The organism is Arthrobacter antibioticus (assembly GCF_030063205.1).
Classification (GTDB): Bacteria; Actinomycetota; Actinomycetes; order Actinomycetales; family Micrococcaceae; genus Specibacter.
Map to the genome: position 1 here is coordinate 1 of NZ_JASISQ010000012.1, position 23057 is coordinate 23057.

Consider the following 23057-nt stretch of genomic DNA (forward strand, 5'->3'; position numbering starts at 1 on the left):
ATGGATTGCTCTTGTTGCCTTTCAGGAATTGTAGAAACTTTGTTTTGTCTAGTTGCTGGGGCTGGGGCACCGGTTGCTGAGGTGTCCCCTGGTCGTGGAGGATGCGCTCAATTTCAGCCTTGCAGCTGCGTTGAACCGCACTGTAGGTTTCGGCTGCAGATTTGCTCTCTTCAAAGGCTCCCCCGTTCCGGGCGTTTTGGAGAAACGCGAAGGTCATTTCCATTGGGTTGGCTCCGGCGGCCCGAAGAAAGACCCTGTAGCGGCTCTTATATTCGCCATGGTGCGCGCCGCGCCATCCGCCATCCGCCACCATGACCAAGGAGGCACCTGTGTTCAGGTTGACCCATTCGGCGTCTGTCCTGTCTTCAGACTTGATTTTGTCTTGCAGGTACTCGCCCCATCCCTCGGTGAGAGTCTTGGTTCCAGTTGAAAGCCAGGTCATGTTCATTCCTTCATAGTTAGGTGCTGCTGAATTTTGGGTTACATACACAGGTGTTAGCGCGGCGGGTTTTTCGGTAGCCGGGCCGGGGCCGGTGGCAGGGTCGTTAGGCCGCTGCGTTTCTTCACGTCAGCTATCGCTGCACGGACGGCCGCGCTGACAAAGCCGGTGCGGTTTTCCATGATGGACAGTGTGCGCCGGTCCTCAACAATGGCGGCATCCATCTTGGCAATAATTGAGTCGTACAGTTCGAAACTGCGCGAGACTCCCACACCCTCCTTGGGTTCGGCCGGCAGAGCTGCAACGATTTTGGCGCGGCGCTCCGGGCTGTGCTGGGCGTGCTTTTCGATGGTGTGCCCAATCCAGGCAGCGAAAACGTTGAGGGAATCCGGGGATAGATCCAGATCCACCATGTACGCGCTTTTAGCTTCCTGGAATGTGCCGTGTTGCCAGTACGTGCCCACCCTTGTTTTGGTTCCGGCGGTCGCAGACTTGGGAGCCGTGCGGGCCGGTGTCGGGGCGGCCGCCGGCACGTCATTGCCCTGGGCGACGGCGGCGGCGTTCCGCTCCCCTATTGACTGCCTTTTGACTGCCATGGTTACTGTCCTGCTTTCTGGCTAAGAATTTGGGTCATTGCATCGGCGTAGTCTTCCGAGACACCGGCGCCGGGGCGGTAGACGCCAATGGTCATCCCTGACGTGTAAGCGTCTTTGACGGTTACGGCCTCGCGGACGGTTCCCGTGACTTGACCGGGATGGTTCGCGTGCAGCAGCTCCACAATTTCGCGGTCCAGCGTGCGGCGGTGGTCGTACCTGGTGGGGATGATCCAATCAATTTTTAGACCTGGGCGGATTCGCTTGGCTAGGCGTTCATTAATGATTGCTTCCAGGCGGGCCAGCTGATCGTAGGATTCGGTGGCGGTGGACACCGGGGCAATGACCACATCCGCGGCGGCTAGACCAGCCAGGGCCAAGCCGGTGGCCGATGGCGGGGTATCAATGACTACATCGTCGTATACCTCGGCAACAGTGTGCAGGTGATCCCGCAGGCTGATGATTAGATCCGCTGGCGGTGCCGCTTCCACGTTCGCCAGCTCGTGGGTTCCCACCAGCACCCCCGGCACGGGCTCGGTCTTGATCGTCTGCGCCGGTACGGCCGCGTCCAGGGCGTCAGCTTCGGCGGTGAGGACCTGCGCGGACCCCGCGTCAATGATGGTTTCCCTGGTAATGCCCATGCGCGTTGACAGGTTGCCCTGCTGGTCAAGGTCAATCACCAGCACGCGCCGGCCGCGCCGATTCAGTGCCAGCACCAGCTCGGCGGCGGTCGCCGTTTTGGCGGTCCCTCCCTTGGGTAGCGCCACGGTGTATATCGTCATGGTCCCTCTTTCCTCTCGCCTTCGGTGGTTTCGGTAAATCTTTAGCGTGCGGCGGCGGTCGTCCACCATTTGGCTCCGCTGGGGCCGGTGATGTTCCACCGGCGCGGATCGCCGGCCAGCAGCTCGTATGCGGCATCAATGAACCGGTAGTGGTCATCACTGTAAGTAATGACTTCTCCTGTGATGCCGGTCAGCTCTTCGGCCGCCGTGACCACCTGGGGAAGCATCAGACGGTGCAGCTCAGGGAAAATGAACTCCTTGAGAGTCTGGACAAGATGGGTGGTAGTAAATGCCTGGTAGTCAGGGTGGGTAACTGCCGCCGGTGTCGGGTTGCTCATGGTGTGCTCCTTGTGTTGGTTTGGCGTGGTAACCGGTTGTGTTGATATATCTAGTCTAGTCGAACTGTTCATGTAATGCTAGTTATTTGAGCAACAAATTAATATATTTGCGCAGATCAGACACTGTTTTTATATGTCTTGCTGGCGTTTAAGGTGTTGCTGTTGTTATATGCTAAGGTCACGATTTTCGTGACCCTCCGGGCTAAGGTCACGATTTTCGTGACCCTCCGGGCTAAGGTCACGATTTTCGTGACCCTCCGGGCTAAGGTCACGATTTTCGTGACCCTCCCCTGGGGGCTCCACTCCCCCGCCGTCCTGGCCGTCTCTTTGGGTTAGGCTGATATGGCTTGGCTGGCGTGGTAACCGGCCTAGTGTTGATAGATAGCCGGCCCTGTCCCCCAAGATGGGCCGGCTATCGGCATTTGGCAGGGCTTGCAGCAGCGGCCCCGCCGGGTGTTGCGGGGCCGCTGCTGCTTGGCCTCTAGCTGGTGGTGAGCGCCCGGGCGGCTTCTTCGCCCATCCGTTCGGCGTGCCATTCGATGCGCTCCACGATTCCCGCGTGGGTTTCCTTGGAACGGGAATCTTCCCTGTCGCTCACGTATGAATCGAACGTCTTAAGATACTTGATGGCCAGGTGGTGCAGCTCCTTCGCTTCCACGTGATGCAGGCCACGCCAGTAGGTCCAGGTGACGCCCTCCGAGACGCTGAACTCGCGGCCGCCGATTTCCTTGTGGAAGATGGCCAGGTGCCCCATAACGGATTTTCCCGTGTCGATGGACCCAATCCAGTAAATATATTCCAAATCGCTATCCTCGTACTTGGCGATGGCCTCCGCCATGGTCAAGCGCTCGTCCAGGCGTTCGGTGAAATTGTCGTCTTCACTCGCGGCGGCGTGGGCTTCGTAGCTGTCAGCTGAGAGCACGTTTTCGGCCTTGGCGATTTCGCTGGCATAGCGGGCCAGGGCAGTGATCTTGTAGTGCGGGCTGGCGTACTGGGCGTAAAAGGTGTTGCCCCCTGTGGCCTGGTCGTTGTCGATGATGAGGATTGCTCGTGTTCCCATGATGTTCTCCTGGTGTTGGTTTGGTGTGGTAACCGTTTGTGTTGATATAACTATTCTAGTCTTACTGTTCATATAATGCTAGTCAAAACGGCCTATTTTTTACTATATTTCCTAGTCAGCTCTGTTTTTACGGGCCTTACAGTGCGTACCGGAGTTACTGGCGTTTGGCACCATACAGGGTGATGGTGTCCGTAATTCTATTGGGGTCCAGCCCTGACCAGTGCGTGACCGTAGACCCATTGGTAAACAGGACTACCGGCGCCTGGGCATACCCAAGTTCGGCAGTGACATATTCAAGGGCTGCGGCATTAGTGGTGATGTCCACCTCAAGAAAGGGCACGCCCTGGGCCGCGAATAGGTCTTTGGTCTTGGAGCATTGAAAGCATCCGGCCGGTTTGGTGTAGATGGTTAGCTGCACTGGGTTCTTTTCCATACTCTTATTATAGTCTTACTGTTCATATCATGCTATATGTTTGCAAGTCGTTTTAGAATGTTTTAGCAGGTCAAGGCTGTTCTTAGTGTTCGCGTTGGTCAAATAGATTTTGTTTACGTCTGGCGTGCGCGCTGGTTGGTGGATGTGGGGCAGGGCGCTAAGCACCTCCGCCTAAATCCCCTTGCGCGTGAAAGCTCCAAGCCGCTCGGTGGTGACGTGCCCACGTCCGGGGGTCCTGCTCCCTGGCTATGTCGTCATTGGCTGAAAAGAACATGACCACAGCGGACGGTGGGCCGGCGGCGCTCAGTCTTGGACCATGGGGAAGCTGTCCGGCCGTTGTGTGCAGCGCAGGCGGGTTAAAAAGCAATGGCCGCACCAATGAGGGGGAGCGGCCATTACGTGCAAAATATTACTTAGAGGCTCTGACATTTGATCTGCTGCCACTGTCCCTGCCATAGCCAGGTTACCCACGGCATAGGTGCCCTGACCGTCTGACACTCGTTGCAACTCGGCCATGCACCCGCTCAGGAAAATATCTCACATCAAACCCACAGCACCAGGTGAGGCGCACACAAAAAGCTACACAAGATCCCGAGCAACTTCTTAAGCGCCTCGTGTCCGGCCCGCAGCGGCAGCGCGTCATTCTTCCTCGGCACTGTCTCCCAATAGCTGCAGCTGCCGGCCCATGATGCCCACCAGTGGCCACCCATCTAATTCCTCTTCCACTTCCCACATCACAGCGGGATAGCCCGAAGGGTTGATAAGTCCGTGGCGGGTCAGGGCCACGGATTCTGCAAGGGGCCGACGCGGCTTGATGATGCGGTGCCGGGCGAGCTCGTAAAGATCAGGGCCGGCCTTCTTGTATTTGTCTCCAAAATGATGCACCCAACAGCCCCAGAGGGTCACTGCCGGTTCACTATATTGGGGGTTGCCGTTGATGTCATCACCTATGTATTCACGGCCGCGTTCCTTACGCATTTTGAGCATGTCCAGATACAGGCGGACTTGCGGGTGGTTAAGGTTGCTTACACAGTCCTCCGGGCGGTGGTCATCACAGAGGATGTCATCAAAAGCTTTCTGCGTTTTCTTTTGAAGGATCGCAAATTCCTTAGCTTCCTGCTTCCTTTTGGCTGCCTGCGCCTGCGCTTGGGCTTCCAGGCAGGGCTCGCACTTCGGAATGTCTCCCCACAGTGCCTGTTGGGCTTCCTGGCGCTTTGTGATGTACACCTGGCCGCCGCAGTCCGGGCACGCTATGTCCTCAATCAAAACGGGGTGCTTGGCCGCAAGCGCACCCATTTTGCCGCCCGTGATCCCTGGCGTTTTCACAATCTCCTGCAAAGTTTCCGCCCAAACGATTTTTTCCTTATGAGGATTCCATCCTTCAACGGCCCAGTAGCGGCGGTAGGACTCAATCCGCAGCGGATCTTCACCCGACAGCTGCGCGTCAGTGGCGGAAATAATAGTGATGGGCGTTAGTGAATCGGTCATATCCCCAACCTTTCCATAGCTTTGTCAGTGCCTTTCTCTAGGGTCTTAGATCATGGATGAAATTTCGGTGGCCACCACAGCGCACGGTCTGCCCGTTTCCTTCCTGCTCGACGGCCGGACCTGGCATGTGGGAGCCGACCCGGTGCGTTGGTTTGAGCGGGTTTCTTGGTGGGAAACAGCTGCCCGGATGCCTAAGGGGGAGTGCGTTCGCATGGATGTGATGGTGTGGCAGGTACAGGCCCGGATCGGGCATAATTCCAGATCCCCCCTCGTCACTTTTCACCTGGTTTTGGGCCAGGACCGGCGTACCTGGTCTGTGCGGTCCATGGACGCCATAGCCGCCTAACCGGTTACCGATTGGGCGCGTGAGCGTTTTCCGGCTTCGTAGTCGCTGGCGCATCGTATCCGCCAGCTGGGGCGGGTGGGTGATTCGGCACCGTTCCGGCTCTGGGCCTCTGCTTCGGCGGCTTTGCGGCGGGCCAGGAAGGCCGTGCGCTCGGCATCGCGCTGGATGCGCTCAGACTCGGCTTTCTGGCTTGGGAAGCGGTGGAAAGTGCCATCGGCGCGTAGCCAGGCGTTGAGGCGGTGGCGCAGCCATGCGCCCATGTTTCCCACGCCGCTGGCCCCATCGTGGGGGTATCGGGCATCTGTGGTGGGGCGGTTGTCGATCATGTGCAAAATGTCGTTCACCGTAGCCCCGGCCCGTAGCAATGGGCGGATCAGGGCGGCGACGTGGGCAGTGGAGATGTTTTGCAGCGGAAAAAACTTGAATTGGCACTCAGCTGCGGCTAGACGCTCAGCCTCCCGGCGCGCACGCTTGGTCATTGGCTGCTTTTGAGTGGCGTTCGGTGCCCAGAAGTGTTCTTTCCGAGTCCGTATGAGGCGATTGACGCCGAGACGCGCAGCGGCTCGCTTGGGAGAAGTTATCGGCGGAGCCGATTCCATTTGAATTTTGGAATCTGCCTTGCGCGTTGCGTGCGGGGGGTTAAATACTTCCCCAAGGGGAACCGGTGCGCTACTTTTTTCCACACTCTTCTTTGGGGTAGTTTCCAGAAGGACGTAGATGGCCGCTTCATTCTCTGTGCGGCCGGTGGACTTGGGTGTTTTGGCCGCTGATCGGCCGGTGGCCACCACTGCCAGGACATTCCAATCGCGCAGGCGCCGGAAGTAATTGGCGATGCTTTTGGATGGGAAGCCGTAGCGGTTTACCAGGCGTTCCCATACGGGCATGATGGTCATGCTCTTGGGGTCAAAGCCGGGCATCTGTGCCAGGGCGTTAGCGAACCGCCAGATGTTGGCTTTGAGGTCCTTGCGGGCCAGTTGGAATTGGGGAAGCGCTTCAATGCCCCGCAGCCACCGGATGATGTGACGTGCCGGCCTGTGCCCCTCGGGGACCACGACAGCCACTGCGTTGAAGCCGCGTTCGTGTTCCTTGCGGACACGGCGGACCTTCCTGCCGCTCTTGTACGCGTCCTGTTTCGCGGACGCACCTTTGGCCGCATCGGCCATGGCCTGGGCTTTGGCATGGGTGTCCAGCCCGGACCCAAGCGTCGTGACGTTCTCGACGGTCAAGTGGAGTTGCGTGGGGCCTTTGTCGGCCGCGTCTACCGGAAGCTGGGTAGCCGCAATTGGGTTCGCGTGTATGATGATACCTATCGTTATGATGATGCACGAGGGCATGAAAAAGCTACGTGTGTTGAACTAGCTAGAAACTCTGATTCCGGGAAGTTTCGTAGGTTTCGAGCTAGAGAGTTTTTTCAGTCAAGGCCCGCCTAGTGCGGGCCTTCTGCTTTAAGAAGCCTGCGCGATAGGCAGAGCCTCCTGTCCTGTGATGGCGTCAAGGTCAATTTTTTGCAAGAACTCATTGACGGCGCGGGCAATAATATCGCCACGGTTGTCTCCGGTTGCTTCTGCAAAAGCCATCAGCTTATTGGCATCAGCTACCGGGAGCCTTGTGGGTACGTAACGACGTTCCCCTTTGTGTGGCATCGGCATGGTTCTCCCTCAATCCCTCGATCAGAAAATTTGCCCGTGGTGGTTCGGGTCTAGGCCCAATATAACTAGAACCCGGTTCAAGTCAGGGTGTCTCGTGCGGCGTGTCGAGAAATGATGTTTGCGCGCTTAGTCCAGAAGGCGTGTCCGTAGTCCGTTGATTGCCTTGCGTACCTTGTCTTCATTGAGGGAATAGCGGGGCGCTCTGCCCTTTCGCTCCCCAAGTGGTACATCACCTGTAATGACACCCAAATCCTGTTCGAGAAACTTGAGGGTCCGGGCGAGGCTTGACGGTGAGGAACCAACGCCCTCAAGAATGTTTCCGAAGTAGGACGGCCCGTGGTCGTGGAGGAAACAGAGAACTTCCAAACGAGCAGGGTTGCCGAACGCGCTCAGAGCCATGTCGACCTCTTGGGGCCACGTCTGAACGATGCGTATCGGGGAAACCATATTGCTATTTTCACTTGAAAACTCTCCATATGCGAATCTGTTGACGATAGACTACCATTGAATGAGAGGGGTAGTCCATTGATAGGGAGTGTGAGGTCTTGGTGAATCATCAAATAATGCGCCCGCCGTTCACCCCTGTCCGTTTGGACAGACTTTTCGGGTTCGGCATCACGGGTGAGGCTGTAGCGACTATGCATAAAGGGGGCGTCCCTTGCGCGATAATTGGCGGTTCTTCACCGATTCTCGCCCCATTGCAGGCCAGTGGCCATGCCGTAGCTAGTAAGTCGTCCACCGCCGGTGGATTCGAGGCGTGTCAGACCTCTAGCACACACTTAATCCTGGGTGGCTTATCCATCGATTGGAATATTAAAGTTCCTGAGAGCAGGAGGCTAGTTGGCCTGTTTAGCGAGGTTTGGTCCGTTCAAATGAGTGAAATGAAGGTGGGTACTTTCAATGAGTGAAATGGTGAATTTTCCGGGCGCGAGGCGTGCGGGTGCGTATGTGGAGACAGAGGATGTCCCCGATACGTTGCCCACACCGCCGGACCCGGCAGAAGATGTAGTTGCGGCCGCCGATGAGGCAATTAGTGAGCCCAATTGGGAACCGATTACGGAAGTTCCCGCAGCGGTGGCGCATGTTGCAGCACCCGTTAGTGAAGGCCCTGCTGTGCCTTCTTCACCCCCTCGGTCCGGAGTGGCGGTCGTTCCGGCACCTGTAGTGGCTGAGGAGGACCGTGAACCGCTTACACCGGCGGTGGAGGGGTTCCGTGGTTTCTTGAACCGTGCCACGGGCGGCGTGTTGAAGCTAGCCCCGTCCGCCCAGGAGTCGCAGAAGCGGGCAATGGTCGTTTCGCAGGAAGGTTTCGAGGCGTTGATCCGCCAGTCCACCTGGACGCGTGGTGTGGGGATCCTGGTTGCGAACAAGAAGGGCACGGCGGGCAAGACGCCGTTGTCGATTCTGATGGCCGGCGTGCTCGCTGCAATTCGAGGCGGTTCTGTCGCGATTCTGGAATTTGCTGATGAGAAGGGTCAGCTGGCGTACCGGTCTGAGGGTGAGCCTCAACTGGGTATCGGTGAATTGGTGGCCGACATCGCTTCTGTGCGTACGCAGTCGCAACTGCGAGGTTACAGCGTGACGCAGACAAGTTTCGCGTCCGTGTTTGGATCCACGGCGCAGTGGCGGCCACCGCTGACGCGGGAGAACGTTCTGGACGTTTCATCGATCGTGGATGAGCACTTCACGATGCGAGTGATGGACACAGGCAATCAGTACAGCTCCGGCCCTTTCACTGCCGCGCTGACCGTCACAGATGTCTTAGTGATCCCGACGATGCTTGCCCAAGACGCTGTATCGGATGCGTTGGAGCTACTGGAGTATCTCGAAACCCAAGGGCCTGAGGCAGCCCGCCTTGCCCGGACGGCGATTGTCGTGATGATGACCGATGGCCGCCCTGAGTTCAAGGCTTCTCGTTTGAAGAAACAGTTCATGGAGAAGGGTGTCGAGGAAGACCACATCTATACCGTCCCCTTTGACGCTCACATCGCCGAGCGTGGGTCACTGACCCTGGAGAAGATCGCCCAGGGCACGCGCCAGGCATTGACGGCCGCGGGTGCTGGGGTAGTGGCGCAGTTGAACGCGAACGTGTTTGAGAAAGACCAACAGAAAAAGATGAGTGAAGGGAAGAAACGATGAGTGTTGCTCTTTTGACAGCAGTGAAGGCTTCGGTTGCTATGCAGGCGGGGGTTGAAGCGATTGGCGGGCCGCGTCCGATGATCGCTAACCCGTTCCCGGGAGTGCCGAACTTTACAGTGTTCGGTGCAAGCTTTACCGAGTGGTGGCAGAAGCTGTTCGCTGCGGCGTGGGCGATCGGGATTGTGATTGCAGGGTTCTACCTGATCGTGGGTTTGGTGGCGATGGCGAAAGCTGATGCGAACAACCCGCACGCCCATGCTGAGGGAAAGAAAAAGGCAGCAGGTGCCGGTATCGGTCTAATCTGCTTGGCTGGCCTTGGTGTGATTCTGGGCGCGATCTTGTTCCTGGCTGAGTAATGGTTTCCCGAAAAGCTGAAGGTACGGCCCGGCGCGGATTCCCGCGCTGGGCCATCGTTACGCTCATTGTCGTCGTGGTGCTGGCCATTGTCGTGGGAGTGAGTATCTGGTACCAAAAAAACCCGTCCGCGACTGTCGCGGCACCATCACCTAGTGCTTCGATCGCGCCAGTGGGTGGGGATATTCCGAACGGGTGCTTGGCGGGCAAGGACACGTCTGTGACGGCTTTGATTGGTGCACAGAAAAAGGCTCCCCACACGGAAGCCGGAGCAGTCGGCCTCGCAGCCGCCTTCATGCGCTGGGGATGGCAATACCCCTATCCGTCCCTTTCCGACGGCCAAATAGTCGTTGAGTCTCTGGCGAGTACAGATGCTGGCCCGTCGTTCAAGGATCTGTCGGCAAAAATCACTGCTGCTAAGCCGAAAGATGGTTGGGCGTCGGGTGGACTTTCTTTTGCTGAGGGGCGTTACCTCGTTGAAGACAGCACCCAGGACAGGGTGAAAGTCACTGTTGGAGGGGACCAAATCAAGAATGGGCTTCGTGTACCGAACACCAAGAGTCTGACAACCGTCACGCTGGTTTGGGAGAGCGAGGCCTGGAAGGTCCAGGAAATCAAACCTGTACGGACTCTTGAGGATTTGTTTACTAATGGTGCGGCGTTAGCTGGGGGTTGCTGATCATGATTAATTCAATGCTGAGTCTTGGGCCGTTGCCGGCTGTTGACCCTCCAAAAGATGACGGTGCTGGTTCAGGAATCATCGATGGAATCACCGGGGGCATTGGCAACATAATCAAGCCAATTACTGATGGTGTTGGTGGTGCTATTTCGTTTGCAGCGGATCCGTTGGGGGCGGTTTTTCAGGCGACACGTGATGGCGCTCAGGGGTTGGCAAAGGATCTACTGCCGGCACTTTCTCACGCGACTGAACCGGATTTGAGTGCGGATTGGTTTATCCAGGCGTACGCGATCAGTTTCGCCCTGGCAATTGTTGTCTGGGGTTTCTTGTTGTTGTTCCAGTTCATCTCGGTGGCGCGTGGAACGATGGCGGGCCAGGACTTTCTTGAAGTGGTATTGGCCCGGTCGGCGGTCTTCTTTGGCGGTGCCTTGTTTGGGCCCTTGCTGGGGGTGATGTTGGTCAAGACGTTGGGTGCGTTGACGGATTCGTTGATTACTTGGGGCATTGTTTCCTCCTCGGACCGAATGTTGGCCTCGATGAACGAGATGCTCGCGACGGATGCGGCCGCGATTCCGGGCGGGGTCATCGTCGGTATCTTGTTGATGATCTGCATGATTCTGGGTCTGATCCTGGTCATGGTCATGCTCGTAGTCATGCTCGTCACCCTGTACTTTTCCGGAGTGCTTCTTCCTCTGGGGATTGTCTGGATTGCTTCGGCGAAGCATGGGTCCACAGCCCGTAAGATCCCGTTGTTGTGGCTTGGGATCTTGGCCTGCCACCCACTGTTGTTCTTCCTGCTGGGTGTCACGTACAACATGATTGCGTCTACGAGTAACTGGATGCAGTGGTCCGAGGGACTGCGGACGTTGATGAATCTCCTCTCTATGTTTATTGCCATGGTGATAGCTGGTCTGTCGCCGTTGCTGTTGATGAAGTTCGCCCCGGTCCTTCCCTCTGGTGTTGGAGGACAGGGCGGCCCGTCAATGAGTGCCCCCCAAGCCAAGGAATATGGGCCTAAGGATCTTTCCTCAGTGCGGAAGGCAAACAAGTCGGCTTCGTCAGAGGACAGCAGTTCTGGCTCTGGTGACGCTGGAGGAGAAGGGCAAGGCGGCCAGGGCGGGAAGTCTGCTGATCCGGAGGGGGGTTCGTTGATGAAGAAGCTGCGGTCCTTGAAGGGTCAAGCCGGTTCTGCTGACGCAGGCGCGGACACTGCAGGTGCCGGCGCTCCTGGCGGTATCGGCAAACCTGGTGCTGGTGTTGGTGCGAAGCCCGGGCTCGGCGCTGGCGCGGAAGCCGGAGCTGGCGCAGGTGCAGGTGCCGGAGCTGGCGCGGGTGCTGCTGAGGGTATGGCTGCTGCTGGAGCCGCCGAGTCATCAACAGGTGTTGGTGCTGCAATCGGTATTCCCACGATTTTGGCGGCTGGCGCTTTGGCTGCGGGGCAGAAAGCGGTCGAGGTCGGTAAAGCTGCGACGCGTGCGGCTGAGGCCGGCGGGCAGTACGCCGTTGACGGTATGAATGATGAGAAGGAGCAGGGCTGATGGGTAACCGATTCATTGGTGGGGAATCGGCCCACCGGAGCTTCTTTGGCGGTATCCGTTCCAAGCCACAGATCATCGGATTGATGGCGTGCGCACTTCTGGGTTGGTTTGGGGTGATGCAGTTCGGCTGGCCTGGCTTAGTGGTCGCGGTCGTGCTGGCTTTGGTTGTGTTCGCTGCGACGGTGAACACTCATAACGGGTCGTGGTTAGAACGTCGTGAGCGTCGCCAGCGGTGGAAGAATCGGGTGTCCCTGGGTACGGATCAGTTTGTTCCCTACTCGGCGCAGGCGTGGGAGGACGCTCACGCGGCGGCGGCTGGTACTCGTTCCAAGAGGGAGCGGGCGAAGCTGTTAGCGGCGGTTCGTTCTCGTCCAGATGGTGCCGACGGGATGGGCTGGTTGCAAGCGGCCCGGAACGTCCCTGGTATCGCATGGCATACCCCGTCAGGGGAAGAGGCATACCTGTCGGTCGCATTCGAGGTTTCTGGGCAGCTGCGCGGGGCTGAGTCTGGCCAGTACCAGGAACAGGCACAGGCCGGGTTCGGGACGCTGTTGGCTAATCATGCTTCTCCCTCGTCGTTGGTGCGCGGTGTTCAGTCGATGACGCGGGTATTGCCGCCGGATTTGGCGTTAAACGAGGCATGGGTGCAGGAGAATCTTTCCCCCGATGCGTTGGAAGCCGCTGTCGCTTCTTACGAGGAGGTGTTGAGCAGGACGGGGAATAACACTTTTGTTCAACGCCATATTGAGGTGCTGCGGTGGCCGTTGAGTGGGGATTTCCTCGCGGCCGCCGAACAGTACGGTGAGGGCCGGGATGGTTGGCGGGCGTTAATGGCCCAAGAAATTGACTCGATGGTTCGGGCGTTGCGGTCCGCGCAGCTCGGTGTGGTGAAGCCGATGAGCGCCCGCGGTGTGGTCGCGATGATGTTGCATCAGCAAAACCCGTCTCGTCCGCCGTTGATGGTGGCCGGGGTTTCTCCGCGCCGGATGGGGTTGCCTTCACATGATGATTGGAATGCTCACTGGGTTAAGGGAACGGATCCGTTCACTGGTGAAGAAGTGGTGTGGGGTCATCGGACAGCGATGATTACCTCCTCCCAGATGGAGACGGGGGAGCGGAGCCCGTACTGGTTGCTGGCCTTGCTCCATAATGCCGGATCCGGGGCCCGAACCCTCTCGTTCCAGTTGGAGTTCGTCCCGGCGGAGCAGGCTAGATTGCTCAATTCCAAGGACGTGGTGAGGGATATGGCAGCGGTGATCGCGAAGCGGAACAAGGGGCAGCTGGTGGATCCAGGAACAGATGTTAATCTCCGCTCGGCCCAGGCCCGAGGCATGGATTTGTTGCCAGGCAGTGGTCAGCATGGGGTGAACTGGGTAGGTTTCATCACCATTTCAGCCAAAACACAGAAGGACATGACGAAAGCTTCCCGCCGGTTGACGGAGACGGCCGCGAATGCTGCCGGGATTCAGAAGTTGGAGTGGCTGGACACGTACCAGGCTGCGGCGTCGGGAACCACGTGGCCCATATTTCGTGGCCTGAAACCGGCGAAGCCAACGACCGGAGCCAAACTAATGAACCGTCTTGCCGGCAAGGTCGATAAGGAAGAGAAGGTCGCCTGATGGGTGTGTTGGAGAAAGTAGCGAAAAAGGGTGTCGCTGAGCAGAACACCCCGGTCATCCCATTGATGGAAGAAATCGAAGGCCACGTCACCGTTGATGCTCCAGGGGCTAAGGGATCCTGGATCATGCGGATGCCGTTGCTGAAAGTGTTCGCTGCCCCTGCCGCAACGGAAGTCGCAGCGGCCAAGGATGCCGGGGTCGGGCTAGGGGAGTGGGCCCCCTTTGAGGAGCAGGGCTCAGTATTGCGGGTGAAGAAACGCAAAGCCACCTCCGGGTTCTATGCCCCTTCCATGCCCGGCTCCCCGTCAACGACGCGACAGGCCGAGATTCTGAACACTGCCTTGATTGCTGCCCCGACAGGGGTTGCTGGTGTCGCAGCAGGTAGGGACGTGCTCTCGCAGACGGCGATCAGCAAGGATCCGATCACCGATTACAACTCCACTCCACGCCTGGTCACCTCCACGAACGTTTTGGTGATTGGTGATGTGGGTTCCGGGAAGTCCTCGTACACCAAGACGGTGTACGTTTTGCGGCCGTTGATCCTGCGTAATCGCCGGGCGGTGGTTTTCGATAAGAAGAACGAGGACGGGGAGGGCGAATACGCCGAAATTTCCCGATTCCACACTGACCCAGCTGATATGAAGGCAGGCCGGGTCAATGAGCCGGTCCGGTTCGCTCTGGATGGGTCCGGGGTGCGGTTCAATATTTTGGATCCGGCCATTTCCGGGGTCAACGATGATGGGATGAACAACCAGCTCGTGTACCTGGATACGGTGCCGGCACTGATGCGTGACGGGCAGCCCACGAATGCCAGGGAACGCAAAGCGATCCGCTTGGCGTACCGGTCCATGATGAACGAGATCGAGAGCGTTAGGACACCAACAACGGCGGACTTACACGACCGCTTGGGCATCATTGACCCGAAGGTTGCCAGCCTTGCGGGTATTTCTGCCGGGGAGTTGGAACAGCTCCACCAGGCCGGCATGGAGATGCGGTACTGCTTCAACGAGCTACTGGAAACCTACGGGGCAATTTTTGATGGGGAAACCTCCACAAGCGTGCAGCTGAATAAGTTGCTGACCTCCTTCGATATTTCCCAGCTCCCCGACACTGGCCCTTCTATCCCTATGGTGATGGGGTTGGCGAATCTTTGGCTGTTGGGCACCGTTCGCCGGGATCGGGGCATTAGGACCAACGTGCTGGTGGAGGAAGCCGGACACATCCTCTCGGGTCCGATGGCCGTCCAGCAACGCTCCAACATCAAGCTTTCCCGAGGACTTGGATTGTCCAATATTTATAACATCCACAAGGGCGCTACGGATGTTTTGCCGGGTTCACCGGGCATGGCCGTAATCGAGGAAGCCCAAACAGTCCACATCTTCCGCCAGTCACGCCCCCAAGCGGCTCAGTGGTGCGTGGAGACATTCGGGTTGAACCCAGACACCGCGGCCGACATTATGCGCCTGGAAAACGGGCACCACTTCCTCAAAACCGGTGCGGACACTTCCGAGATTGAAATTGAGCATGTTCGTTCCTCCTGGGAAGTGGCGATGACCAACACAGATGGCGCCCTGAGTGAGCGCCCCGATGCCGGCTTCGCCGAGGTCGAGAACCTTGGGAAGGCATCATGAGCAATGATTACGCAGCTCCAGAGTCGTTGGATGAGGTGCCCAAAGCGATGGACCAAGCAACACCAGAGATGGTTGATCCTTTCCGTGATGGCGATGATGACTTCGACTACGAAGGCCACTACCACCGCCAACCGGTTGAAGCTGCGGCTTCCATTGCACGCCCGGAGCTGGCCGATGAAATTTCTTTTTTTGGTGTCGAGGATCTGCGCGGGGCGGAACTAAGCCCTGAGCTGGTAACTGCCATGGGGGATTTCCGAAACATCGCCGCACAATATGAAACCCACCGCACGCCCGAACTCAAAGCACAGTATGAACAGAGCGAAGAGGGGGCCACCACTGCCGCCACTGAGGCTCTCAAACGTTCGCAGCAGAGGAACAATCAGCTCACCCGGGCAGCGGATATTGCTGCTGATACGGGGGCCTCTAGGCACGTCGATGAGGACCGAAGGACTGTTCCGGCCACGCCGGTCTTTGACAGCGCATTGAAGGCTCGTCAGGAGCAGATCTCCACGGGTGTTGGCCGGGGGAGTGCAGTGCGTGTGAAGACGTTTTTGCAGCGGATCCGCGTGTCAGAAAAGAAGAACGATCTAGGTCAGGACATTGCCGATTCGGCCCGTGGTCTTGAACAAGCCAGGAACCGCGGCCTTAGCCGTGGACGGTAAAAGGGGGAACCATGAGCAATGAAATCACATCAGTAACGAGGCATTCGCCGGCAGGGTCGGCGGTGACCTGGGCAAAGTGGCAGATCGGGATCTCCCTCGGCCTCGCTGCCGTGTTGTGGCACCTGTCCCTGGTGCTGACCACAGGGATCGCGCTGGGCGATATTGGTGCAACGTGGAAGGGTTTCCTGTCCGGGATCAAGAGCGCTACCGGGGGCGCCCCTTACGGCTCCCCAGTGGGGGTGGGTAGCAACCCTGACGATGCGTGGATGTGGCCGGTGGTGGTGTGGGTGGCATTGATCGTCGCCGTTCTGGCCGCCTACATTGGTGCACTGTTCGCGTTGAAGAGGTGGCGTGCCAAACGCGCCCGGGCTAAGACGGGGGAGAAGGGTTTGAGCACGGCTAAGGACCTCAAGAAGCGCATTTCAGGGCCGGAAGGCTCCTCATTGGCCCCGGATGTTTATGTGCTCGATGGACAACGGATTGGGATCCGTACCGAGGACACGGCGTGCACGGTGGCCCCGCCGAAGTGGGGCAAGACGACGTTCATGGTGGCCGGGCAGGTCGTGGACGCGCCCGGGTCTGTCATCACAACGAGTACCCGCCCTGATGTGCTGCGTCTGACGGTGGGGGTCCGCAAGGATATGGGGACGGTGTATGTGGCCGACTTTGATGGTCTAAGCCAGTACCCGCACAAAGTCCGTTGGGACATGGTGGCAGGGTGTAAGGATCCACAGATCGCCTCGGAACGGGCCTCGGCCATGGTCAATGCGATGCCACGCACTGGGGCGCCGTCCTCTGCTGACCGCTATTTCGATGCCGGTTGCGTGATGATCATTGAGGCCCTGCTCCACGCCGCTGCATTGAAGAAGAACGGGTCGATGCGCGATGTGTTGCGGTGGTCCCAGAACTTTGAAGAGCACGAGCCAGCGAACGTTTTGCGTGCCGAGTCCCCGACGGTAAAGACCTGGGCCGGGAACTTGGATGAGTGGTGCCGGACAAACAACCCGGACACGATCGGTAACACCAAAACCACCCTGGGCAAGATCACCGGGCCGATGAAGAACGAGAACGTTCTCTCGATGCTGTGCCCGGTGGAGGGGGATCCGGGAATTGACATCAATTCCTTCACCGACGCACCCAACACCCTGTATTGCCTCACCCGCGTGTCGATGAACGCCTCCACTGCTCCCATTGTCACCGCCTTGGTCGAGTCTTTGGTGCAGGCTGCGATCCGTAGATCTGGCAGCACGCCCTCAGGGAAGTTGGAGACGCACATGTCTCTGATCCTGGATGAGGCAGCCAACACGTGCGCCCTTCCTTCTCTGCCCTCACTGATGAGTGAGGGCGGCGGTAACGGGATCCACACGTCCGTATTCGTGCAGACATATTCGCAGCTCGTGAACCGGTGGGGTGAGGAAGGTGCAGAAACTATTTTTGATTCTGCCGCGGCCAAGACTGTGTTCGGTGGTATCTCAGATGTGAAGTTCTTGACGAAGATTTCTGAGCTGATCGGCAAACACTGGGTCGAACACACTTCTTCTTCGTCCTCCACTGGGCAGGACGGGGTTCCGACGGTGAATGTTTCCAAGTCGATGCAGCTCGATACGAAGATTCGTGTTGACGAGCTCCGCAAACTTCCCCAGGGCAAGGTGTTGCTGATGTATCGGGAACTCGAAGCTGTCGTGGATGTCGTTCCTTGGTGGGAGCGCCCGGACCATGAGAAGTTCAAGAACTCCCGCATCTGGTGCTTGAAAAAGGAAGGGATCAGTGCCGAAGGAGCAGCCCAGGCGGCGGCCTCTGAGAGCGCAGCAGAAGCAACTCAGGCGGTGAGCGCATGAGTTTCGAACCGCCACCGGAAGAAGAACCACCGCCCGAGGATGGATGGATTCCTTCGGAAGGCCATCAGGCCCCCACTGGCCCGGCAGAACCAGCCTCTACCCCGGATGCCACGGAGGAGTTTGGCGGGGCAGAGGCCATTGCGGACATCTTGGAACGTCTAGGGAATGTCGAAGAGATCGCCGCGTACTCCTACGAGGAACTGACTAACTACCCCGCCGGCGGTCCATGGTTCTGGAAAGAGCTGAACCTGGAGAAACGCCGGGAATTGTGGGTCGAACTCGGGGAGTTCGTGACCTGGTTGCAGAATAGGATCCTGTGCCACTGGTCCAACACGGAGGGCTCGATCGCCCCGTGCTGGTACTTGCACCCTGACGCTGTGGAGTTGTTGACAGCTTTGATGGTCGCTCATAAGGCCGCCTACCGTGCGAAGTCGAAGAAGCCCAGCTTCGAGCTCACGGAATGGTTCACCCGGGCCCTGTGGCCCACCTTAGAGGCGTTGGCCCGTCGGTCAACGTTCAAGAACTGTTTGAGTGAGCGTGAACACCGCCCCTCTTCCGGGGGGATCGTGCTGGACGGAGCCAGCACAGCGTTCCGGGACTTCATCACAGAGGCCACCACCGCGCCGGCCGCGGCTGCGGTCCCCTCTCAGTCCAGAGAAGGAGATACGGATGCGTAAGGGTCTGCTAGGACTTGCCGTTGTCTCACTACCGGTCTTGCTTTTAGTCTCTCTGTTTGCGGTAGTGCTGATGGGTGCTGGCGGGTCCTCGGCCGCCGCCTGCGTTACCACCGCGTACAACGCTGAACCGGTCAAGGCCGGCACCATCCCCAATGGGTGGGCGCCCCTGGTGGAGAAGGCGGCCGCCGATTCCGGCGTGCCCTCATCCGTTCTCGCTGCTCAGTTGGAGACCGAATCGGGATGGAACCCGCGGGCTGTCTCACCTGCTGGTGCCCAAGGACTTTCCCAGTTCATTCCCGGTACCTGGGCCAGCTACGGTGGTGGCAAAGACCCCTTCGACCCGGCAGCCGCGATCACCGCCCAGGGCGCCTACATGAAAGACCTTTTGGGCCAGGTCGGCCCCGTGGCCACCAGCTCGGGCCAGCCAGCCTTATCTCTGGCCTTGGCCGGGTACAACGCAGGTGTAGGCAGGATCTTTCAATTCGGCGGCATCCCCCCGTATGAAGAAACCCAAAACTATGTGGTCAAAATCCTTTCCCTGGCACAGAAATACGCCCAGAACGGTGACACCCCCGGAACCACTGTGGAGCCACCATCCAGCTGCAGCGGTGTGTCCGGGTCCAACGACTCGGTCTCCGAGGCTGGGGATGACTACCCGTGGAAAAACACCGAACACAACGCCAATAACACGATCACCGGATTCGCTTATCGCAACTGCACCGACTTTGCCTGGCACCGAATCATGGGCCAGCTGGGCTTTACCAATCAATCAACCATGAACGCGACCCGCCTCGGCCCCGGTCATGGTGGTCAATGGGGGGCGGCTTGGAAGCGGGTTGGATGGGAAGTGTCCATGACTCCAAAGGTGGGGGCCGTGATTTGGTACGCCCCCAACGCCAACGGTGTTGGGGAGTACGGGCATGTGGCCATCGTGAAAGCCATCAACCCCGACGGGACTGTGGTGGAAGAAGGCTATAACTTCGGCCTGCCCCCTACAGGGGAGTACTACACCCGCACGATCGATCCAGGCTACCCCTCCGGTTACCTGGGCGTTCCCACGAAAGAACAAGCAGCGGCCTTCGGCGTGACCGGTTAGAAAAGGAATTAGGCAATCATGAGAAAAGCAGTGACAGCACTGGCCCTAGGGGCTGCCTTGCTGTTGGCCGGGTGTGCAACCCAGCCAACACCAAGTTCCTCACCCACCACCACAGCGTCCACGGCAACAACGGAACCATCAGCCTCCCAGACGACGGCTCCGCAGACAGCAGCATCGGCGGCCACCTCACCGGCGGGGACAGCTAGTCCCGCTAAACCTGCACCTGTCGCGTCGGGGGCCCAGCCATGCCAGGTCTCCTGCGGGGACAATCCTCAATACAACGGCCCTGCGAATCTTCCGGCCCCTTCCTGGGTTCCAGGAGACAAGGAAGCAGCATTGGAGGCGGCCACGGCCGCCATGGACGCCTATATCAAGCCCGGCACAGACCACAAGATCTGGTTCGAGGGAATTCGTCCTCGGATCACGGATCAGTTCGCGATCGAGCTGGGCAAATTCAATCCGTCCTATCTGACGGTTTCAAAAATGACCGGCACGGCCACAGCAACCACAGAGAAGGACAATCCTTTTCAGGTCCTCATCTCTGTGCCTACCGATGACGGCGTGTACAAAGTGACAATGCTCAGGTCAACCCAAACAGCGTTCTGGTTGGCGAACTCGATTATCCCCCCGCTTCCCGGCAACAAGTAAAGAGGACATCACCTTGCTCAGCTCTCTCCTTCCCACCGTCCTAGGGACGCCAGTAATCGATCACGCCACGGATTGGAATACCACTGCCTGGGTCATTTGGTGGGCGCTGACCGGTGTTGCTCTTGCCATGTACTTGGTCGGCGCCAACTCCATTTCTGCCTACTCCAGTCGTATCCCCAGCGGGATCGGGTTCGTTATGGCGATAGCCGGCTACGTTTTCCTGTTCGTAGCTGTTGCACAAATGTTCAGGCATACCGCTGAGGGGAAGAACGTTCTGCTCATCCTTGTGGTTTTCCTTGTCATTGCTGGCGTGACCGGAATCGCTGGAGCCATGGCTGCCGGTGGGCAACCACGCCTCGGCTGGATCGCGGTAGGTCTTCTTGGTGCCTGGACGGTGTACGGGGGCCTGAGTGAACTCGTCATGAGAGTTGGCCTCGCCACCGGCATAGCCCCATTGGGGATCCTTGGCCTTCTCGTCGCCGGCTGTTTAATCGTCTTCTCCCAAAGACGCTAAAAGTTCCGGGGCGGGCATGGTCAACCACCCACCTTCCCGTGTTCGCTCCGGTCCCCTGCATCGGGCGAGACCGTCGGCAAAGCTACCATTCGTAGCCCTGCCGACGGTCTTTATTTTGCCCGGGGGCTGTTTCAATATTCGTCGGCGGTGACATGTCTGCACGCTACAAAAATCAATGGTGGAATCTGCCCGTTTTGCTAATTACTGATTGCTGATTTGGTGTGTGTGATTCCAGGAGGTTATGCTAGGTGTAACATGACCGGTTCCGCCTACCTCGGTAGGTACAGGGCCGGTCTTCACTTTTTTGGGGGCAAATGTGTCGACTTCTGTGAAGCAGTTTCGAACTTATGAGGAGCAGGTTCAATTGCTCCTCTCCCGAAGAATGGTCATTGACGACCATGATTCTGCGATCACACAGCTTCGTCGAGTGAACTATTACCGTCTTAGCGGGTATTGGTACCCCTTCCGCGTCATCGCTAACGGTAAGCGCACTAGTGATTTTTTCCCGGGGACCACTCTTGACCAGGTCATCAACCTCTATGACTTCGATGCCAGACTCAGAACCGCCACCCTGGATGCGCTGGCACCTGTCGAACTTAGCCTGCGGGCTTTGCTTGGTCACGAACTGGGAAGAATCGATGAATGTGCCCACCTTAAACCTGAGCTTCTGGGACCCCGCGGAATGCGCCGTGACACCAGCGGCAAAAAAGTTGGTAGCGATCCGTACCTGAAATGGCTCACGAAGTACGAGACGGGGCTTGATAGCTCCCATGAGGATTTTGTCTCCCACCATTTCGATAACTATGGCGGTACGCTTCCTGTGTGGGCCGCGGTAGAAATTCTGGACTTGGGATCGCTCAGGTACCTCTACGGATTCGCACCCAGTGCGGTTCAAAACAGTGTTGCTCAGAATTTTGGTCTAAGCGTCCCGCAGTTGGAATCATGGATGCGCTGTCTTGAGATTGTCCGGAACGCCTGTGCCCACCACGGCCGTCTATTTAATCGCGTGTATGGCAAAACTCCCAGACTTCCCGACGTTAATAGGTTCCCAGATCTCGACCATGCGGGGCCTTATATGACCAAGATCTTTGGCCAGCTCACACTGATCCAGCATATGCGTGTGATGCTGGGTCTTGAGCGATCACGTGTGCTGTCGGCAGTTCTGTCCAGCTATCCCACCGTCAAGCCCGTGCCCATGGCCCATTTGGGTGCACCGGAAGACTGGTTGTCCTCTAGCCTCTGGGCCAGGTAACATCAACCAATGGTCCCCGCCCCCGGGTCCGGAACACTTTCGCAATCTGCGGAACGTTCGTCGCAAATGAGACTCCCGGCTAGCGGCGGTAGGACTGCCCGGGGTCTTTCTTTTGCTCGGCCGGCTCCGGGCGAGGGCTGGAATCTGTGGCGCGTCGCTGGCGCATAGTTTCCAGCGCGGCCTTGACTCTGTCAGCGCTGACCACGGGGAGAATCGTTGCGGCAGCACTAACAAGAGACTCTTCCACCTTTGGTTTCACCCGTTTCGGGTCGGTCGTTGATTGGTGCAAGTAGACGTTCGCGGCAGCTATGAGGCGCTTGGGGTCGTTCGCTCCCACAGCTAGCACGATTTCCTGTTCGACGGTGCGGCCGGTCTGGGCGGCGATGGCCCGGATGCGGGCCAATGGCTCGCTTTCTGCCCCGCCAAACACTAGACTGGAACGTGAAGCAACGACCGGCCCTCCAGCACGAATTCTCTGATTATTCAGGTGTTCGTGTCCGACAGTTGGTTGGACCCCCGGACTTGGCTGCGGCAGATGGGGGTTGCTTCTTTTAACGGACACATCAGCGCCGTTAACATGAAGGACCGTTGAAATATCTTCCAACGGTGCAAACCACTTTTTGTCCCCCACGGCGATTTGACGCCGGTAGGCCCACACAGACAAATCCGCGGCCCACAGCAGAGGTTCCTTCCCTGGGGATGTGTGGTGGATGTGCACCGAACGATCCAAGGTTCCAGCCGAACGCATCCTTTTGATGTTCCGTGCATCGGCATTGTCACCGTCTGGGTGGAACTTCTTATTGCGGGATTCTGCGACAAGAAGACGTACAGCCCCGTCGCCTTGCCCCCGGGTGACTTCTTTCGCCAGGGCACTCAATGACTCCTCACGTGCCTGGTGCATGCCCGGGTCCTCGCGGCTGATCTCTGTTTGCACAGTGATGATGTTGTAATCGACGGCTTCGGATAAGTAGTCGATCATCTCAGCGATAACCCGTTTTCCCGGTTCCGTGCGGTAGGACTCGGTGGTGTGCCAGTACCGGCTCCCCGGGATGTCCATGAGTACGTCCCGGATTAGTTCGCCCTGAGTGGGGCCAACAATGACTGCCGACATTGTGTAGAAGGGGCGTTCGTTGCTGCGCAGCGGCTCACGGTAGGACTCATCAATGAACGCCACCGGCCCCTTAACGTCACCGTAGAGACGTTCCAGGGCCGGGTCTGTGAGACCAAAGCCTTTCATGCCGACCATGCCGGTCTCCTCATTTTTGGGTAGCCAAGAGCTCTG

Annotated in this window: 26 protein-coding genes; 14 read left to right on the plus strand and 12 right to left on the minus strand. The window is 58.3% G+C overall.

The window, feature by feature from the left end; genetic code table 11:
• From QMG40_RS16955 to QMG40_RS16985, 7 genes are all read right to left on the minus strand, one after another.
• A partial coding sequence (locus QMG40_RS16955; protein WP_283532314.1) for a hypothetical protein occupies window positions 1–442 on the minus strand: 442 nt, incomplete at its 3' end.
• Between the two features lie 53 nt (window positions 443–495).
• Window positions 496–1035 (minus strand): hypothetical protein, encoded by a 540-nt coding sequence (locus QMG40_RS16960; RefSeq protein WP_283532315.1) that lies wholly within the window; start codon window positions 1033–1035, stop codon window positions 496–498.
• A gap of 2 nt (window positions 1036–1037) precedes the next feature.
• Window positions 1038–1814 (minus strand): ParA family protein, encoded by a 777-nt coding sequence (locus QMG40_RS16965; protein WP_283532316.1) that lies wholly within the window; start codon window positions 1812–1814, stop codon window positions 1038–1040.
• A 41-nt stretch (window positions 1815–1855) separates the two neighbouring features.
• Window positions 1856–2152, minus strand: coding sequence for a hypothetical protein (locus QMG40_RS16970; protein ID WP_283532317.1), 297 nt, complete (start codon window positions 2150–2152; stop codon window positions 1856–1858).
• 481 nt (window positions 2153–2633) lie between these two features.
• Window positions 2634–3212, minus strand: a complete 579-nt coding sequence (locus QMG40_RS16975; protein WP_283532318.1) for a hypothetical protein — start codon at window positions 3210–3212, stop codon at window positions 2634–2636.
• A 154-nt stretch (window positions 3213–3366) separates the two neighbouring features.
• A complete protein-coding gene (locus QMG40_RS16980) occupies window positions 3367–3645 on the minus strand; it encodes a glutaredoxin family protein (RefSeq protein WP_283532319.1) in 279 nt (92 codons plus the stop codon).
• A 639-nt stretch (window positions 3646–4284) separates the two neighbouring features.
• On the minus strand, window positions 4285–5133 hold the full coding sequence (locus tag QMG40_RS16985) for a hypothetical protein (RefSeq protein ID WP_283532320.1): 849 nt from the start codon (window positions 5131–5133) through the stop codon (window positions 4285–4287).
• Window positions 5134–5185: 52 nt separating this feature from the next.
• Between QMG40_RS16985 and QMG40_RS16990 the strand changes: the two genes are divergently transcribed.
• Window positions 5186–5479, plus strand: coding sequence for a hypothetical protein (locus QMG40_RS16990; protein WP_283532321.1), 294 nt, complete (start codon window positions 5186–5188; stop codon window positions 5477–5479).
• On the opposite strand, the gene QMG40_RS16995 is transcribed toward QMG40_RS16990, so the two are convergent.
• The 3 genes from QMG40_RS16995 to QMG40_RS17005 all read right to left on the minus strand — a co-directional run bounded on the left by QMG40_RS16995 (window position 5476) and on the right by QMG40_RS17005 (window position 7575).
• The gene (locus QMG40_RS16995) at window positions 5476–6705 is read right to left on the minus strand and encodes a hypothetical protein (protein WP_283532322.1); all 1230 of its coding nucleotides are present in this window, start codon (window positions 6703–6705) and stop codon (window positions 5476–5478) included. The two genes, QMG40_RS16990 and QMG40_RS16995, sit on opposite strands and share 4 nt — an antisense overlap.
• Before the next feature lie 219 nt (window positions 6706–6924).
• Window positions 6925–7128: a hypothetical protein gene (locus QMG40_RS17000; protein ID WP_283532323.1), complete on the minus strand. Its 204-nt coding sequence runs from the start codon at window positions 7126–7128 to the stop codon at window positions 6925–6927.
• 126 nt (window positions 7129–7254) lie between these two features.
• Window positions 7255–7575, minus strand: a complete 321-nt coding sequence (locus QMG40_RS17005) for an ArsR/SmtB family transcription factor (RefSeq protein WP_283532325.1) — start codon at window positions 7573–7575, stop codon at window positions 7255–7257.
• A 453-nt stretch (window positions 7576–8028) separates the two neighbouring features.
• On the opposite strand from QMG40_RS17005, the gene QMG40_RS17010 reads away from it, so the two are divergent.
• The 10 genes from QMG40_RS17010 to QMG40_RS17055 are packed head-to-tail and all read left to right on the plus strand — an operon-like array spanning window position 8029 to window position 19361.
• On the plus strand, window positions 8029–9267 hold the full coding sequence (locus tag QMG40_RS17010; RefSeq protein WP_283532326.1) for a MinD/ParA family ATP-binding protein: 1239 nt from the start codon (window positions 8029–8031) through the stop codon (window positions 9265–9267).
• Window positions 9264–9623, plus strand: a complete 360-nt coding sequence (locus QMG40_RS17015; RefSeq protein ID WP_283532327.1) for a hypothetical protein — start codon at window positions 9264–9266, stop codon at window positions 9621–9623. The genes QMG40_RS17010 and QMG40_RS17015 overlap by 4 nt, the downstream gene beginning before the upstream one ends.
• A complete protein-coding gene (locus QMG40_RS17020; RefSeq protein WP_283532328.1) occupies window positions 9623–10300 on the plus strand; it encodes a hypothetical protein in 678 nt (225 codons plus the stop codon). The genes QMG40_RS17015 and QMG40_RS17020 overlap by 1 nt, the downstream gene beginning before the upstream one ends.
• A gap of 2 nt (window positions 10301–10302) precedes the next feature.
• The gene (locus QMG40_RS17025) at window positions 10303–11838 is read left to right on the plus strand and encodes a hypothetical protein (RefSeq protein ID WP_283532329.1); all 1536 of its coding nucleotides are present in this window, start codon (window positions 10303–10305) and stop codon (window positions 11836–11838) included.
• Window positions 11838–13457: a hypothetical protein gene (locus QMG40_RS17030; protein ID WP_283532330.1), complete on the plus strand. Its 1620-nt coding sequence runs from the start codon at window positions 11838–11840 to the stop codon at window positions 13455–13457. Before QMG40_RS17025 ends, QMG40_RS17030 begins: the two co-directional genes overlap by 1 nt.
• Complete coding sequence (locus QMG40_RS17035) at window positions 13457–15088, plus strand: type IV secretory system conjugative DNA transfer family protein (RefSeq protein ID WP_283532331.1); 1632 nt, start codon at window positions 13457–13459, stop codon at window positions 15086–15088. Before QMG40_RS17030 ends, QMG40_RS17035 begins: the two co-directional genes overlap by 1 nt.
• Window positions 15085–15750: a hypothetical protein gene (locus tag QMG40_RS17040; RefSeq protein ID WP_283532332.1), complete on the plus strand. Its 666-nt coding sequence runs from the start codon at window positions 15085–15087 to the stop codon at window positions 15748–15750. Before QMG40_RS17035 ends, QMG40_RS17040 begins: the two co-directional genes overlap by 4 nt.
• An 11-nt stretch (window positions 15751–15761) precedes the next feature.
• The gene (locus tag QMG40_RS17045) at window positions 15762–17588 is read left to right on the plus strand and encodes a type IV secretory system conjugative DNA transfer family protein (RefSeq protein ID WP_283532333.1); all 1827 of its coding nucleotides are present in this window, start codon (window positions 15762–15764) and stop codon (window positions 17586–17588) included.
• Window positions 17585–18265 carry a hypothetical protein gene (locus tag QMG40_RS17050; protein ID WP_283532334.1) on the plus strand — a complete coding sequence of 227 codons (681 nt, stop codon included), beginning with the start codon at window positions 17585–17587 and terminating at the stop codon, window positions 18263–18265. Before QMG40_RS17045 ends, QMG40_RS17050 begins: the two co-directional genes overlap by 4 nt.
• Window positions 18258–19361 carry a CHAP domain-containing protein gene (locus tag QMG40_RS17055; RefSeq protein ID WP_283532335.1) on the plus strand — a complete coding sequence of 368 codons (1104 nt, stop codon included), beginning with the start codon at window positions 18258–18260 and terminating at the stop codon, window positions 19359–19361. Before QMG40_RS17050 ends, QMG40_RS17055 begins: the two co-directional genes overlap by 8 nt.
• Window positions 19362–19369: 8 nt before the next feature.
• On the opposite strand, the gene QMG40_RS17060 is transcribed toward QMG40_RS17055, so the two are convergent.
• Entirely contained in the window at window positions 19370–19630 is a 261-nt protein-coding gene (locus tag QMG40_RS17060) for a hypothetical protein (RefSeq protein ID WP_283532337.1), read from the minus strand.
• A 67-nt stretch (window positions 19631–19697) separates the two neighbouring features.
• On the opposite strand from QMG40_RS17060, the gene QMG40_RS17065 reads away from it, so the two are divergent.
• The 3 genes from QMG40_RS17065 to QMG40_RS17075 all read left to right on the plus strand — a co-directional run bounded on the left by QMG40_RS17065 (window position 19698) and on the right by QMG40_RS17075 (window position 21775).
• Window positions 19698–20009 (plus strand): hypothetical protein, encoded by a 312-nt coding sequence (locus tag QMG40_RS17065; RefSeq protein ID WP_283532338.1) that lies wholly within the window; start codon window positions 19698–19700, stop codon window positions 20007–20009.
• A gap of 13 nt (window positions 20010–20022) precedes the next feature.
• Complete coding sequence (locus QMG40_RS17070; RefSeq protein ID WP_283532339.1) at window positions 20023–20523, plus strand: hypothetical protein; 501 nt, start codon at window positions 20023–20025, stop codon at window positions 20521–20523.
• A 364-nt stretch (window positions 20524–20887) separates the two neighbouring features.
• On the plus strand, window positions 20888–21775 hold the full coding sequence (locus tag QMG40_RS17075; protein ID WP_283532340.1) for an Abi family protein: 888 nt from the start codon (window positions 20888–20890) through the stop codon (window positions 21773–21775).
• A gap of 79 nt (window positions 21776–21854) precedes the next feature.
• Here the strand turns inward: QMG40_RS17075 and QMG40_RS17080 are convergent, their stop codons facing one another.
• Complete coding sequence (locus QMG40_RS17080; protein ID WP_283532341.1) at window positions 21855–23021, minus strand: hypothetical protein; 1167 nt, start codon at window positions 23019–23021, stop codon at window positions 21855–21857.
• Window positions 23022–23057 lie beyond the last annotated feature (36 nt).

Bases quoted from the DNA above. Each gene is read 5' to 3' on its own strand.
- QMG40_RS16970 (WP_283532317.1), bottom strand. From the start codon at position 2,152: ATGAGCAACCCGACACCGGCGGCAGTTACCCACCCTGACTACCAGGCA.
- QMG40_RS16990 (WP_283532321.1), top strand. From the start codon at position 5,186: ATGGATGAAATTTCGGTGGCCACCACAGCGCACGGTCTGCCCGTTTCC.
- QMG40_RS16985 (WP_283532320.1), bottom strand. From the start codon at position 5,133: ATGACCGATTCACTAACGCCCATCACTATTATTTCCGCCACTGACGCG.
- QMG40_RS17030 (WP_283532330.1), top strand. From the start codon at position 11,838: ATGGGTAACCGATTCATTGGTGGGGAATCGGCCCACCGGAGCTTCTTT.
- QMG40_RS17015 (WP_283532327.1), top strand. From the start codon at position 9,264: ATGAGTGTTGCTCTTTTGACAGCAGTGAAGGCTTCGGTTGCTATGCAG.
- QMG40_RS17055 (WP_283532335.1), top strand. From the start codon at position 18,258: ATGCGTAAGGGTCTGCTAGGACTTGCCGTTGTCTCACTACCGGTCTTG.
- QMG40_RS17010 (WP_283532326.1), top strand. From the start codon at position 8,029: ATGAGTGAAATGGTGAATTTTCCGGGCGCGAGGCGTGCGGGTGCGTAT.
- QMG40_RS17005 (WP_283532325.1), bottom strand. From the start codon at position 7,575: ATGGTTTCCCCGATACGCATCGTTCAGACGTGGCCCCAAGAGGTCGAC.
- QMG40_RS17080 (WP_283532341.1), bottom strand. From the start codon at position 23,021: ATGGTCGGCATGAAAGGCTTTGGTCTCACAGACCCGGCCCTGGAACGT.
- QMG40_RS17050 (WP_283532334.1), top strand. From the start codon at position 17,585: ATGAGTTTCGAACCGCCACCGGAAGAAGAACCACCGCCCGAGGATGGA.
- QMG40_RS16965 (WP_283532316.1), bottom strand. From the start codon at position 1,814: ATGACGATATACACCGTGGCGCTACCCAAGGGAGGGACCGCCAAAACG.
- QMG40_RS17045 (WP_283532333.1), top strand. From the start codon at position 15,762: ATGAGCAATGAAATCACATCAGTAACGAGGCATTCGCCGGCAGGGTCG.
- QMG40_RS17000 (WP_283532323.1), bottom strand. From the start codon at position 7,128: ATGCCGATGCCACACAAAGGGGAACGTCGTTACGTACCCACAAGGCTC.
- QMG40_RS16975 (WP_283532318.1), bottom strand. From the start codon at position 3,212: ATGGGAACACGAGCAATCCTCATCATCGACAACGACCAGGCCACAGGG.
- QMG40_RS16960 (WP_283532315.1), bottom strand. From the start codon at position 1,035: ATGGCAGTCAAAAGGCAGTCAATAGGGGAGCGGAACGCCGCCGCCGTC.
- QMG40_RS17035 (WP_283532331.1), top strand. From the start codon at position 13,457: ATGGGTGTGTTGGAGAAAGTAGCGAAAAAGGGTGTCGCTGAGCAGAAC.
- QMG40_RS17025 (WP_283532329.1), top strand. From the start codon at position 10,303: ATGATTAATTCAATGCTGAGTCTTGGGCCGTTGCCGGCTGTTGACCCT.
- QMG40_RS17020 (WP_283532328.1), top strand. From the start codon at position 9,623: ATGGTTTCCCGAAAAGCTGAAGGTACGGCCCGGCGCGGATTCCCGCGC.
- QMG40_RS16980 (WP_283532319.1), bottom strand. From the start codon at position 3,645: ATGGAAAAGAACCCAGTGCAGCTAACCATCTACACCAAACCGGCCGGA.
- QMG40_RS17040 (WP_283532332.1), top strand. From the start codon at position 15,085: ATGAGCAATGATTACGCAGCTCCAGAGTCGTTGGATGAGGTGCCCAAA.